The sequence below is a fragment of the Stenotrophomonas sp. Sm2128 genome (assembly GCF_030985535.1).
In the GTDB taxonomy this organism is placed as follows: Bacteria; Pseudomonadota; Gammaproteobacteria; order Xanthomonadales; family Xanthomonadaceae; genus Stenotrophomonas; species Stenotrophomonas maltophilia.
In genome coordinates this window covers 1-13973 of record NZ_JAPTFQ010000018.1, presented here as the reverse complement: position 1 = coordinate 13973, position 13973 = coordinate 1, and the positions used below count along the sequence as shown (strand labels likewise).

Sequence of the window (13973 nt, the reverse complement as noted above, 5' to 3'; positions counted from 1 at the left end):
TTTCGTCCAAGGAATGCCCATCGTGACCAGCCCTCTCCGCAACGATCGCCTGCTGCGCGCCCTGCGCCGCGAACCGGTGGACTGCACCCCCGTCTGGCTGATGCGCCAGGCCGGCCGTTACCTGCCGGAGTACCGCGCAACCCGGGCCAAGGCCGGCAGCTTCCTGGCCATGGCCAAGAACCCGGAGATCGCCTGCGAAGTCACGCTGCAGCCGCTGCGCCGATTCCCGCTGGACGCAGCCATCCTGTTCTCGGACATCCTCACCATTCCCGATGCGATGGGCCTGGAGCTCTACTTTGTTGAAGGCGAAGGCCCGAAGTTCCGTCATCCGGTGCGTGACGAAGCGGCCATCGCCCGGCTGGCGGTACCGGACATGGAGCAGGACCTGGGCTATGTGATGGACGCAGTGCGCCTGATCCGTCGGGAGCTGGACGGCCAGGTACCGTTGATCGGCTTCTCCGGCAGCCCCTGGACACTGGCCTGCTACATGGTGGAAGGCGGCGGCAGCAAGGATTTCGCGCGCATCAAGGCAATGGCGCTGAACCATCCGCAGGCCCTGCACCGCCTGCTGGAGGTCACCACCGACGCGGTGATTGCGTACCTGGGCGCGCAGCGCGCGGCCGGTGCGCAGGCGCTGCAGGTGTTCGACACCTGGGGCGGCGTGCTGTCGCCGGCCATGTACCGCGAGTTCTCGCTGCGCTACCTGCAGCGCATCGCCGAGGACCTGGAGCGCGGCGAAGGCAGCGAGCGCACGCCGCTGATCCTGTTCGGCAAGGGTACCGGCCTGCACCTGGAAGCGCTGTCGCAGACCGGCGCCGATGCACTGGGCCTGGACTGGACGCTGGACCTGGACGAGGCGATGCGCCGCACCGGTGGCCGCGTCGCGCTGCAGGGCAACCTCGACCCGACCACGCTGTACGCCTCGCCGGATGCGATCGCCGCAGCCGCAGCGCGGGTGCTCGACACCTACGCCGCCGGCAATGGCGGTTCGCGCGAGGGCCACGTGTTCAACCTCGGCCACGGCATGTCGCCGGACATGGACCCGGCCCACGTGCAGGTGCTGGTCGACGCGGTGCACGCGCACAGCCAGCGCTGAGCATTCGGCATACGGTTGCGGCGCGATGTTGATCGCGCCGTGACCCACAGTGCGCGATCATGGCATCCCCCACGCTGCACCGGCCGCACCCCATGTCCACATCGCCATCGACCTACAACCGCCAGCGCCCCCTGCTGTGGCTGGTGTCCTTGGCGATCTTCATGCAGATGCTGGACTCGACCATCGTCAACACGGCATTGCCGGCGATGGCGGCCAGCTTGGGCGAAAGCCCGCTGCAGATGCAGTCGGTGGTGTTCAGCTACGCGCTGGCGGTGGCCACCTTCATTCCCGCCTCGGGCTGGATCGCTGACCGCTACGGCACCCGTCGCACCTTCCTGGTGGCGATCATTCTGTTCACCCTCGGCTCGCTGGCCTGCGCGCTGGCCCAGCACCTGCACCAGCTGGTCGGTGCGCGCGTGCTGCAGGGCATCGGCGGCGCAATGCTGTTGCCGGTCGGCCGGCTGGCAGTGATGCGATCAGTGCCGCGCGAGGATTTCCTGCGCGCGATGAGCTTCATCGCCATCCCGGCCCTGGTCGGCCCGCTGATCGGCCCCACGCTGGGCGGCTGGCTGGTGGAGATCGCCTCGTGGCACTGGGTGTTCCTGATCAACCTGCCGATCGGCGTGATCGGATTCATCGCCGCGATGAAGATCATGCCCGACCACTACGCCAGCCATCGCACCCGTTTCGACCTGCGTGGCTACATCATGCTGGCCTTCGCGATGGTGGTGCTGTCATTGGCGCTGGACGGCATCTCCGGACTGGGCACGCCACACGCGCTGGTGATGCTGATGACCGTTGCAGGGCTGGCGGCGCTGGTGGGTTACTGGCTGCACGCTGCCAATTCGACGGCGCCGTTGTTCTCGCTGGCGCTGTTCCGCGTACCCAGCTACCGCATCGGCATTCTCGGCAATCTTTTCTCGCGCATCGGCAGCAGCGCCATGCCGATGCTGATCCCGTTGCTGCTCCAGGTCGGCCTGGGCCTGGGCCCGATGAACGCCGGCCTGATGATGGTGCCGGTGGCAGCCGCCGGCATGGTCTCAAAGAAGCTGGCGGTGAAGCTGGTGGAGCGCTACGGCTACCGCCGCGTGCTGATGGTCAACACCGTGCTGGTGGGCCTGGCGATGGCCAGCTTCATCCTGATGACACCCGGCCAGCACCTGGCCTGGCGCCTGCTGCAGCTGGCGTTCTTCGGCGCGGTCAATTCGCTGCAGTTCACCGTGATGAACACCGTGACCCTGCGCGATCTGGACCGTGAGTTCGCCAGTTCCGGCAACAGCCTGCTGTCGATGGTGATGATGCTCGCCGCCGGCTTTGGTGCTGCTGCGGCCGGCAGCCTGCTGGCCGCGTTCGGCAACCACCTGGACAGCAACAGCGCCACCGCCGCGCTGCATGCCACGTTCCTGTGCGTGGGCGCGATCACCTTGACCTCGACGATGATCTTCTGGCAGCTGCCCGATACCAAGCCGGAGCCACGGCAGGTCGAGCACGTTGCGGAGTGAGGGTGGTTCGGCAGGGCCTGCGGCCCTGCACCTGCAGAGGCTTCAAGCCAAGGCAACAGCCGAAGCAAAAGCTGGCGTCCTGCGGGATGGCGGGGTGGATCCGTTTGCGGGAGACGCCGTAAACCCATCCCTGGGGGCTTGGCCGCGGCATCCATGCCGCGGACACTCCCGCAACCGGACCCACCCCGCCTTCGACAGAATTCTGCGATCTGCAGTAGATCCACGCCACGCGTGGATGCTTTTCGATCTCAATTCGACATATTCGATCTCGATAGAGATTCATCCACGCATGGCGTGGATCTACCCGATCGCGAAAATCTGTCAGAGGTGGGGCGGTGTGGGCTTGCAGGACCGTTGGCGCCATGGATGGCGCCATCGAGCCCCCATGGACGGGTTTACGGCGTGTCCTGCAAGCCCACACCGCCCCACCACCCACGGAATGCCTGCTTTTGCCGTTGCTGTTGCCTTGGCTTGAAGCCTCTGCAGGTGCAGGGCTGCAAGCCCTGCAATAAACCCTACCTGCCCATCGCCTTGGCGATCGCTTCCACCAGCAGCTCACCGGTCACCGGCTTGCGCAGGAAACCACCGATGCCGGCCGCTTCCACCTGCTGCTGAAGGTCCGGATCGGTCCGTGCCGTCACGGCGAGCAGTGGCAGCATGTAGCCCTGGTTGCGCAGGTGCTGGGCCAGCTCGAAGCCGCTCAGGCCCGGCAGGTCCAGATCCAGCAGGCCGACGTCGAAATCCCCTGCGCTGATCTCGCGCAGTGCCGCCAGCGCATGGCCCGCATGCACCACTTCATGGCCGCGCGCACTCAACAGCCCGCGCACCACATCAGCCACGGTTGCATCATCCTCGACCAGCAGCACGCGCAATGGCGGCATGTTGGCCGCATCCTCGCGGTGCACTTCGCCCTCGGACTCTGCATTGGCATCGACCACCAGCGGCAACGGCAGGGTCACGCCAAAACACGTGCCGCGGCCGAGCTGGCTCTCGACCTGGATACGCCCCTGCATCGCCTGCGCCAGTTCGCGGCAGATCGCCAGGCCCAGGCCGCTGCCGCCGTACTGCGCCGCGGTGCGGGCGCCATCGGCCTGCTCGAAGCGGCGGAACAGGCGCTGCTGCTGTTCCTGGCTGATGCCCGGCCCGGTGTCGCGCACTTCGAAATGCAACGCGCGCAGCTCGCCGTCGCTGCGCGCATGCAGGGTGATGGTTCCACGGCTGGTGAACTTGACCGCGTTGGAGAGCAGGTTGAGCAGGATCTGCCTTACCCGCATCGCATCGCCGGTCGCCTGCAGGCCCGGCGGCAACTGGTTGTCGAGGGTGAAGCGCAGACCCTTCTGCGCTGCCAGCGGTCCCATCAGCGCGGCCAGGTCCTGCAGCAGGCAGCTCAGCGCGAACGGCTTGGACTGCAGTTCCAGCCGTCCGGATTCGATCCGTGCCAGGTCCAGTGCATCGTTGACCAGGTGAAGCAGGTGTTCGCCGGCGTGCCGGATCGACTGCGTGTAGCCGCGCTGCTGCGGGTCCAGCGGCGAGGCCAGCAGCAGTTCGCTCATGCCGAGCACACCGGTCATCGGCGTGCGGATTTCGTGGCCGAGATTGGCCAGGAAGCGGGTCTTGGCCGCCGAGGCCTGTTCGGCCAGTTCCTGTTTATGCAGTGCCAGCTGATAGGCATGGCGCCGCTGCAGGCGACGGCGATACAACCAGGCAAACCAACTGGTCAGCAGAAGCGCGATCGAGGCCAGCACCAGCAGCCCGGACAGGCTGCGCCACCACGGTGGCTGTACACGGAATTCCAGGCTCTGCACCCGGGACCAGACATGATCGGCCGAGCGCGCCTGTACCTCCAGGCGGTAGCTGCCCGGCGGCAGGCGCGAGAACAGGCGCTCACCGGCCGGCCCCACTTCCACCCAATCGGGGTCGTAGCCGGCCAGGCGGTAGCGGTAGCTGTTGGAGGCCGAATCGGCGAACGACAACAGTCGCGCGACGATGCGCAGGTCACGGTCACCATCGGCGATCTGCAAGGGCGTGTCATGGGTCAGGTCGAGTACCTGCTCGTTGCGGCGGACTTCGACCCGTTCGATCACCAACGGCGCCCGCCGCACCGACGGACGCACCTGTTCCGGGTCGAACACCACCACGCCGGCCGGGGTACCGGCCACCAGATGGCCATCGCCGGACATCGTCAACGTGTGCTCGCGGAACTCCTGGCTGGGCAGACCGTCGTGCACGCCGTACAGGCGCACGCTCTGGCCATCGGCGCCAACCCGGACCAGGCCGCGCGCACTGGTGGCCCAGGCCACCCCCTGTGCGTCGACCACCAGCCCGGAAGCGGAGATCGCCGGGTAACCCTGCTCCGCGCCGACCACGGCCTGCCGTTCAAGCCGCCCCTGGCTCCAGCGGTAGCGCGACAGGCGGCCATCCTCCGACAGCCAGACCTGGCCATCGCGGCCCACGTGCAACGCATGGATCGCCGTCGCCGGCGCGCCCGGCACCGGCTGGAAGCGCTCGCTTTCCGGCAGCCACTGCAGCAGGCCACGGCTACTGGCCAGCCAGATGTGGTCCTGCGGCCCGCATTCCACATCCAGGTTGAGCTGGCCCTGCTGCAGGCCGCGCTGGCCGTTTTCCAGCTGGCGGCGCAGGCGACCGTCGAGGTCACGCTGCTGCAGGCCTGCAGGCAACATCAACCATAGACTGTCGCCGTCACAGGTCATCATCGACTCGATGACCCCTTCCATGGTCGCGTCGGCCCCGGCATCACGGCCCCAGCGACGTAGCTCACGTCGCTTCGGGTCATAGCGCAGCAACGCATCGGTCGAGCCGATCCAGACCTGGCCACGGCGATCCTCGCGTACCGAGGACAGCCAGTACATGCCATTGACCCAGGTGCGGTGCTGCTCGATCTTGCCGGTCCTGGGATCGAACCGGTCCAGCGCGCCGTGGCTGCCGACCGTCCAGATGCCGCCATTGCTGGAAGGGCTGGTGCCGAGCACGAAGGCATTGCGCAGCGAACCGGTGTCATCCTCCAATCGCGACAGCACCGAGAACTGCCACCAGCGCGGCAGCAGATGCCACAGGCCGGCATTGGTACTGGCCAACCAGATGCCGCCTTCGCGGTCCTCGTAGGCGCCCGTCCAGTTCGGCCGCACCGGCCCGCGCGCAACGGCGCTGTACAGCGGAACGGTCTGGTACTGCCCATCCACGGCCCGACCAAGCCCGGTACGGGTATCCAACCAATGCCCGCCCTGTTCATCGCGCAGCATCATGCCGAGCACCTGCTCGCCCGGCGGCAGTTTCCAGGGCGGCGATTCAAAACGCCCGTCGGGGCGACGCACCGTGGCGCCGGCCATCGTACTGATCCACAGGCTGCCATCGGGTTCGCTGGTCAACCCATTGATCAGCAGGCTGGGAATGACGTCGGTGCCGACCCGCTCGAAGTCGGTGCCGGTCCAGCGCGCCACGCCATGCTTGGTGCCGACCCACAGGCTGCCATCGGCCAGCGTAGCCAGGTACGGCACCGAGGCGGCAGGCAGGCTGCGGGGATTGTTGGCCTCGGGCAGGAAACGCTGCAGGCGGTCCTGGCTGTCCAGCCGGTACAGCCCACCTTCGTGGGTGCCGAACCAGATCGCACCGTCCGGCGTGGTCGCCAGGCTCCAGACCGTGTTGGTCCCCATCAAAGGCTGGCTGCTGCGGTCGTAGAAATGCAGCTGGCGGCGGTCGGCCGACATCCGTACCAGGCCCGCGTTCTCGGTCCCGATCCAGAGCTGGTTGCGCGCATCGACCAGGACCGTCCAGATGCGGTTGTCGCGCAGGCCATCCTCAGAACGCCAGATCCGGTAGTTGCGCCCGTCGTAACGGGCCAGGCCGTCGTTGGTGGCGATCCACAGGTAGCCATAGCGGTCTTCGGCCATGCGGTTGACGGTATTGGACGGCAGGCCGTCGAATACCGTCACCTGGCGCGGGCTCGGTGGCACCGGCTGCGCGGCAGCGGGTGACAGGCCGCACAGGAGGATCAGCAGCAGCATTGCCGCCCGCAGATACACCACCGATTGCCTCCTCACGCTGCCTGATGATTCCCGCGCTGCGGGCGTCGGCATGGTAAACCGAAAGTCGCGCCGTTCACGCCCGGCGTCGACGTTTTCAAGTTGTGGTCTGTCGTATGGCGCGAGCCTGGATGATCGCTGCCACCAGCATGTCGCCGGTCACCGGCTTGCGCAGGAAACCATCGAAACCGGCAGCGAGCACCTGCGATTCGGCATACGCATCGGAGCGGGCGGTCACCGCCACCAGTGGCAGTTCGTAGCCCAGGGTGCGCAGCTGGCGGGCGATCGCAGTGCCGTCCAGCGCAGGCAGGTCGAGATCGAGCAGGCCGACATCGAAGCCGTCGGTAGCGATCTCCGACAAAGCCCCCAGGCCATGCAGCACATGCACCACCTCATGGCCGCGGCTGCGCAGCAGGCCGGCGATGACCTCGGCCACGGTGGCATCGTCCTCCACCAGCAGGATGCGCAGTGGCGGCAGCATCGGCAGTGCCGGCGCTTCGCCCGTGGCGGCTGCCTGCCGGGTCCAGGGCAGCGGCAACCGCACCCGAAAACGCGCGCCCTTGCCTGGCTGGCTGTCCACTTCGATGCGCCCGCCCATCGCCACGGCCAGCTCCTGGCAGATCGCCAGGCCCAGCCCGCTTCCACCATAGCGCGAGGCCGTGCGCGGCCCCTCCGCCTGTTCGAATCGGTGGAACAGCCGCTCCTGCTGCTCGGCATTGATACCCGGACCACTGTCGTGCACTTCGAAGCAGAGACCGCCGCCGTTCTCTTCCAGGTGCACGGCCAGGCCGACATGACCGCGCTCGGTGAACTTGATGGCATTGCCCAGCAGGTTGAGCAGGATCTGCCGCACGCGCATCTCGTCGCCACTGACGCTGATCGGGCCGGGCGGATCGTCGCCACGCTGGAAATCCAGCTTGCGCTGTTTCGCCATGGGCTGCATCAGCGCCTGCACCTGGTCGAGCAGTCCGGCCAGGTCGAACGGACGCAGATCCAGCTCCAGTCGACCGGCTTCGATGCGCGCGAGGTCCAGCGCATCGTTGACCAACCGCAGCAGATGGCTGCCGGCCTGCTGGATGGAGCCGGCATAGCTGCGCTGCACCGGGTCCAGCGGTGTGGCCAGCAGCAACTCGCTCATGCCAAGCACGCCGGTCATCGGCGTGCGCACTTCATGCCCCAGCGTGGCCAGGAACCGGCTCTTGGCCTGCGAGGCCTGTTCGGCCAGCTCCTGCTTGTGCACGGTCAGCTGCCATTGCTGGCGACGGCGCAGGCGCGCACGGATCGACCAGACCAGGACGAGCAGCAGCAGCGAACCGATCAGGATGTAGCCGAAGATCGCCATGCCGCTGCGCCACCAGGGTGGCAGCACCTTCACCTGCAGCTGCTGCGAAGGCGTCTATGCACCATTGGCGGTGGCCGCCTGCACTTCGATGACGTAGCTGCCGGTCGGCAGTCGCGACAGCGTGCGCTGGCCGTCGCCGCCCTGCTCCACCCAGTTCTGGTCATACCCGCGTACCCGGAAGCGGTAGCGGTTGCCCTGGGGATTGGCATACGACAACAACCGTGCATCGATCTGCAGGTCGCGATCATCCGGTCCCAGCAGCAGGGTGCCGGTATTCGGCAGCGGCTGCCAGCCGCGTGCATCGTCGCGGCGCACGCGCACCTCGGCAATCACCAGCGACGACCCGGGCAGCACCACGTCGTCGGCATTCACGTCGAATGCAACCAGGCCGGTCTGGGCAACGGCCAGAACGCGACCATCGGCATTCACCGCTGGCGGCCGGCTGGTGAACTCGGCATCGGACAGGCCATCGCGTTCATTGAACAACTGCAGGCGTCGTGCTTTCGGGTCCCAGCGCAGCAGGCCGCGCGGCGTGGTCGCCCACACCCGGCCATTGTCGGCCAATGCCAGGCCCCCCATGCTGACCGGCGGCACACCGGCGCTTCCATCAATGCGCTGGATCAGGCGCAGGCTCATGCCATCCCACTGGTAGCGCTCCAGCGCGCCCTGGCGGGCCAGCCACAACTGCTGCGGATCCACCCACACCAGGTCGTAGATCAGCCCGCGCGAGACCCCCGGCACCGCTTCGAAGCGACCGGCCTGCTCACGCCAGATGCCCATGTCGCCCATCACCCATGCCTTGCCATGGGCATCGAAGCGGATCTGCTCGATGGGTGAGTCGGCCGCCTTGCGGAAATCGTCGAGAGGATAGCTGCGCAGCACCCGGCCCTCCGCACTGCGCTGCTGCAGGCCCAGGTTCATCACCGAAAGCCAGACCGTGCCATCGGGTGCCTGCCGCATCAGGTCGATGCGCTGGCGCAGATCGGCGCCTCCACCGATGTGCCAGTCGTGCAGCGCGCGGGTAGCCGGGTCATACACGCTGATGCGGCCGGCACGCCCCAGCCACAGGCGCCCGTCCGACCGCGGCAGTACCGACCACACCGCACCGCTGCCGATCTCGCGGTCGCTGGCCAGCAGGCGCAACGTGCCATGTGCGTCCAGCTGATACACGCCGTGCGCCGAACCCACGTAGTAGTTCTGGCCATCACTGGCCGCGCCCAGCAGGTACTGGCTGTCCAGCGGCTTGCCATCGAGCTGGTTCCAGATCGAGAAGCGGCGCCAGTCCGGCGGGAGGTAGGCCAGTCCCTGGGTCAGCAGGGCGACCCACAATCCGCCTTCATGGTCCTGCAGCAGATCGAGCACACCGCTCTGTGCAGTGAGGAAACCACTGCCGCGGTCGCCGTCGAGCCGCCATAGCGCACTTGCGTCGCCACGCAGCAGGCCATCGGACGTGCCCGCCCAGTAGCCGCCCTGGCGATCGGCCAGCACCAGCGCCGAGCGCAGGCCGGCGCTGTCGCTCCAGCGCGGACGACTGACCCGGTCCTGCGCATCGATGCGATACAGGCCATCGTTCTGGCTGCCGACCCAGATCGAGCCATCCGGATCGCGGCTCATCCGCAGCACGCTCAATGCGCCCAGCGCGTGCGGTGCCACGGGCTCGAAGTCACGGCCATTCCAGCGTGCGACGCCGGCCTCGGTACCGATCCACAGGCGCCCGCGCGCATCGACCAGACTGCTGTAGATGGTGTTGCTGGGCAGGCCGTCGGCACGGGCCGGGTCGTGCTTGAAGAAGCGCAGGCTGCCGTCCTCCCCGAACCGGCAGATACCCTGGCTGCTGGTGCCGATCCACAACGCATCCCCGGCATAGGCCAGCGTCCAGAACTGGCCCAGGCACGGACCATTGACCGCATCGAAGGTCTTGAACCGCTCGCGGTCGGCATCCAGGCGGGCCACGCCCTTGCCATTGATGCCCACCCACACACGGTCCAGCGGATCGACCAGCAGGGTCTCGATCTCGTTGCCGGGCAACGAGCCGGGCTGTTCCGGGTCATGTTCCCAGACCCGCAGCGAGCTGCCGTCGTAGCGCACCAGACCGCCATCGGTTGCGGCCCAGACATGGCCCTGGCGGTCCTCGGCCAGCGCCAGCACCATGCGTGAAGGCATGCCTTCGGCGGCACCGAAGCGCCGCAGGCGTGGTGTTTCTGCCATGTCCAGGGCTGCAGCCGCCGTGGCAGACGCCAACAGCAGCAGCCCCGTTGCCGCGATGCCCAGGCACCACAGGCGCCAGCTGCTCGTCATCCTGAACCCCCTGTCCTGTCCCGATTGTCACACAGGGCCGGGGTCATGGCTGCAACAGCCTGTTGCCGGGGCAGGACCACCACGAACTGTTGCAGCCATGCACGCATCCTTGGCAGGGGCCTGTGCGTATGATCACAGCGTCCCCCTTCCGGAGCCCGCCATCGATGCGTCCCTGCCTGGCCCTGCTGCCGATGCTGCTCGCCACCGCTCCCGCCTGGGCGGATGCAGATACCTATCGCCTCGATCCGGTGCACACGCGTGTGCTGTTCAGCATCGACCACGCGGGCTACTCGCAGGCGATGGGCACGGTCTCCGGCAGTGAGGGCCGCCTGCAGTTCGATCCCGACAACTGGCGCGAGGCCACACTGGATGTCGAGGTCCCCGTGTCGCGATTGGACCTTGGCGATGCCAAATGGAACCAGGCCACGCTGGCCCGCAGCCTTCTGGATGGCGAGCGTTTCCCGAAGGCACATTTCGTCTCCAGCCGGGTCGAACCGATCGATGCCAGGCGCGCCCGCGTGATCGGCACCCTGACCCTGCGCGGGGTCAGCCAGGAGATCACGCTGGACGTGACCCTCAACGCCATCAAGCGCTACCCCCTCCCCCCGTTCCGACGCACCGCCGGTTTTTCCGCCAGCACCACGCTGAGCCGGCGCGCGTTCGGCATCACCGCCTGGCCGGGCGTCATCGGTGATGCAGTACAGCTGAGGATCGAGGCTGAAGCCACCCTCGACCGCAGCGACGCCCCGGGAACTCCCGCTCCCGTTCCACACTCCGACCCCAAGACGGCCCCCTAGAGGACCCTTCATGACCGCCAAGAACACCCCCGCCGCCTGGGGGAGTGTCAGCCAGATCCTGCATTGGTTGATCGCATTGCTGATCCTCGCCCTGGGCGTGGTCGGCCTGACCATGGGCGAACTGCCCAAGACCCCCAAGTATTTCTGGGTCTATACCGCGCACAAGTCGATCGGCATCACCGTGCTGGCGCTCGTGCTCTTCCGCCTCGGCTGGCGTCTGTATGCCGGTGCCCCCAAGCCGGTGCCGGGCGTGCCCAGCTGGCAGGAACGCATCGCCAGTGCCACCCACGTGCTGCTGTATGTGCTGATGTTCGCCATCCCGCTGTCGGGCTGGCTGTACGACTCGGCCAGCGGCCTGCGCCCGTTCCGCTGGTTCGGCCTGGTCGACGTGCCCAAGCTGAGCGGTCCCGACCCGCAGGTGGTCGCGGTATCGCATGCCATCCACGAGTACGGCTTCTGGCTGTTGATCGCGGTGGTGCTGGCCCATGCCGGCGCTGCCTTCTACCACCACCTGTTCCAGCGCGATGCGACCTTGTCCCGCATGTTGCCGCGCGGCTGGCTCGCCTCCCCTCAGAAGGACTGACCGATGAACCTGAAACTGACCACTCCGGCCGCCGTGGCCGCCGCCCTGGCCGGCATGCTGGCCACCACCCCGGTGTTCGCCGCCGACTACGCACAGGCGCCCGGCGCCGGCTCGATCCTGGTGTTCGCCACCAAGTACGACGGCGAAGTGTTCACCGGCAGCTTCCCGGGCTTTGCCACCAAGCTCAGTTTCGACCCGGCCAATCCGGCCGCCGGTTCGCTGGACGTGGTGATCCCGCTGGCCGGCGCCAAGAGCGGCAACAGCGACCGTGACTCGACCCTGCAGACCGCCGACTTCTTCAATGTTGGCAAGTTCGCCACCGCACGCTACACCGCCAAGGGCTTCCGCGCGGTGGGCAATGACCAGTTCGCCGCCGATGGCACACTGGAGCTGCGAGGCGTCAGCAAGCCGGTCACCCTCACCTTCACCTGGAAGCCGGGCACCCAGCCGGTGCTGACCGGCAAGGCCACGGTCAAGCGCCTGGACTTCGGCGTCGGCGGCGGCGACTGGGCCGACACCAAGACCATCCCGGACGAAACCGCGATCAGCACGATCGTGAAGTTCGACGCGAAATAAACCGCGTCTGGTAGTGGCGGCCAGCCAGGCCTGGACCGTGGCCGCGTCGAACGGCCAGTCCAGCTCACGACCGCCAGTCTCGTCACGCAGCACCGGCACCCGCGCGCCGTAGCGCGCTTCCAGCGCAGGCTGGTCATCCAGGAACACCGATTCGAACTCCGGTGCCCGCGCCTTGGCCAGCTCGGCCAGGGCCATGTCGCACAGGTGGCAGTCATCGCGCTGGAACAGGGTCAACACCGGTTTTGCTCCCTCTGCCGAAATGCTGCGCCGCAGCCATGGAAGTGCGGCATGAACCGCTAGAATAGCGGTCTCCTCCGGTACCCGCAGTACGGCAACCATGGCTGTCAGCACGTTCGACGTTTTCAAGATCGGCATTGGCCCGAGCTCCTCGCACACCGTCGGGCCGATGAAGGCCGCCGAGCGATTCATCCATCGCTGGCTGCTTGACCCGGGCCGCCTGCACGAGGTCGCGCGCATCCGCGCCGATGTCTATGGCTCGCTGGCGCTGACCGGCCGCGGCCATGGCACCGACAAGGCGATCCTGCTGGGCCTGGAAGGCCAGCGGCCGAACCTGATCGATCCGGACATCATTCCGGCCACCCTGGAGCGCATCCGCAGCAGCAAGCGCATCCAGCTGATGGGCCAGCACGAGATCGCCTTCGACGAGAAGCGCGACCTCGGCATGAACAAGCGCCAGAAGCTGCCGTACCACACCAACGGCATGCGCTTCACCGCGTACAACGCGGAGGACGAGGTGATCGCCACCCGCGACTATTACTCGGTCGGTGGCGGCTTCGTGGTCAACCAGGATGATGCGGCCGATGACCGTATCGTGCCCGACGAGACCCCGCTGCCCTACCCGTTCAAGAGCGGCGACGAGCTGCTGGCGCAGACCGCGCGCAGCGGCCTGAGCATTGCCCAGCTGATGTTCGAGAACGAGAAGTGCTGGCGCAGCGAAGACGAGATCCGCGCCAACCTGCGCGAGATCTGGAGTGCGATGCAGTCGTGCGTGGCGCGCGGCATCCGCGAGGAAGGCGTGCTGCCGGGTGGCCTGAAGGTCGGCCGTCGTGCACCGGCGCTGTACCGCGAGCTGTCGTCGAAGCCGGAAGCAGCGATGCGCGATCCGCTGACCACGCTGGACTGGGTCAACCTGTACGCGCTGGCGGTGAACGAAGAGAACGCCGCCGGTGGTCGTGTGGTGACTGCGCCCACCAACGGCGCTGCCGGCGTGCTGCCGGCGGTGCTGCATTACTTCGACCGTTTCTGCCCCGGCGCCAACGAACAGCGCGTATTCGACTTCCTGCTGACCTCGGCAGCGATCGGCATCCTGTACAAGGAAAACGCCTCGATCTCCGGCGCCGAAGTGGGCTGCCAGGGCGAAGTGGGCGTGGCCTGCTCGATGGCGGCCGGTGGCCTGGTCGCAGCGCTGGGTGGCAACCCGAGCCAGATCGAGAATGCCGCGGAAATCGGCATGGAACACAACCTCGGCCTGACCTGTGATCCGATCGGCGGGCTGGTGCAGATCCCCTGCATCGAGCGCAATGCGATGGGCGCGGTGAAGGCGATCAATGCCTCGCGCATGGCGATGCGCGGCGACGGCAAGCACAAGGTGTCGCTGGACAAGGTGATCAAGACCATGCGCGATACCGGCCGCGACATGCAGGACAAGTACAAGGAAACCAGCCGTGGCGGCCTGGCGGTGAACGTCATCGAGTGTTGAGGTCGACCGGTCCCGGCGG

The 13973-nt window shown here is 67.3% G+C and carries 7 protein-coding genes and 2 pseudogenes; 6 read left to right on the top strand and 3 right to left on the bottom strand.

From position 1 onward, the window contains the following. Positions 1–13: 13 nt before the first annotated feature. Positions 14–1096 (top strand): uroporphyrinogen decarboxylase, encoded by a 1083-nt coding sequence (gene hemE / locus O0K41_RS07420; RefSeq protein WP_049450984.1) that lies wholly within the window; start codon positions 14–16, stop codon positions 1094–1096. Positions 1097–1188: 92 nt separating this feature from the next. Continuing rightward, the gene (gene mdtD, locus O0K41_RS07415) at positions 1189–2598 is read left to right on the top strand and encodes a multidrug transporter subunit MdtD (RefSeq protein WP_010482759.1); all 1410 of its coding nucleotides are present in this window, start codon (positions 1189–1191) and stop codon (positions 2596–2598) included. A gap of 515 nt (positions 2599–3113) precedes the next feature. Here the strand turns inward: mdtD and O0K41_RS07410 are convergent. Together O0K41_RS07410 and O0K41_RS07405 are read right to left on the bottom strand one after the other, a co-directional pair. After that, positions 3114–6641: a hybrid sensor histidine kinase/response regulator gene (locus O0K41_RS07410; RefSeq protein WP_099474504.1), complete on the bottom strand. Its 3528-nt coding sequence runs from the start codon at positions 6639–6641 to the stop codon at positions 3114–3116. A 94-nt stretch (positions 6642–6735) separates the two neighbouring features. Further along, positions 6736–10278, bottom strand: a pseudogene (locus O0K41_RS07405) (ATP-binding protein). Positions 10279–10442: 164 nt separating this feature from the next. Here O0K41_RS07405 and O0K41_RS07400 point away from each other — a divergent pair. The 3 genes from O0K41_RS07400 to O0K41_RS07390 are packed head-to-tail and all read left to right on the top strand — an operon-like array spanning position 10443 to position 12234. After that, a complete protein-coding gene (locus O0K41_RS07400; RefSeq protein ID WP_043034508.1) occupies positions 10443–11075 on the top strand; it encodes a YceI family protein in 633 nt (210 codons plus the stop codon). Positions 11076–11085: 10 nt separating this feature from the next. Continuing rightward, positions 11086–11658 carry a cytochrome b gene (locus O0K41_RS07395; protein ID WP_005410672.1) on the top strand — a complete coding sequence of 191 codons (573 nt, stop codon included), beginning with the start codon at positions 11086–11088 and terminating at the stop codon, positions 11656–11658. A gap of 3 nt (positions 11659–11661) precedes the next feature. After that, a complete protein-coding gene (locus O0K41_RS07390; RefSeq protein WP_005414145.1) occupies positions 11662–12234 on the top strand; it encodes a YceI family protein in 573 nt (190 codons plus the stop codon). 18 nt (positions 12235–12252) lie between these two features. Here O0K41_RS07390 and O0K41_RS07385 read toward each other — a convergent pair. Then, positions 12253–12471 (bottom strand): annotated as a pseudogene (locus tag O0K41_RS07385) (glutaredoxin family protein); the annotation flags it as partial. Positions 12472–12571: 100 nt separating this feature from the next. Between O0K41_RS07385 and O0K41_RS07380 the strand changes: the two are divergent. Then, positions 12572–13954, top strand: coding sequence for an L-serine ammonia-lyase (locus O0K41_RS07380; protein WP_024956918.1), 1383 nt, complete (start codon positions 12572–12574; stop codon positions 13952–13954). Positions 13955–13973 lie beyond the last annotated feature (19 nt).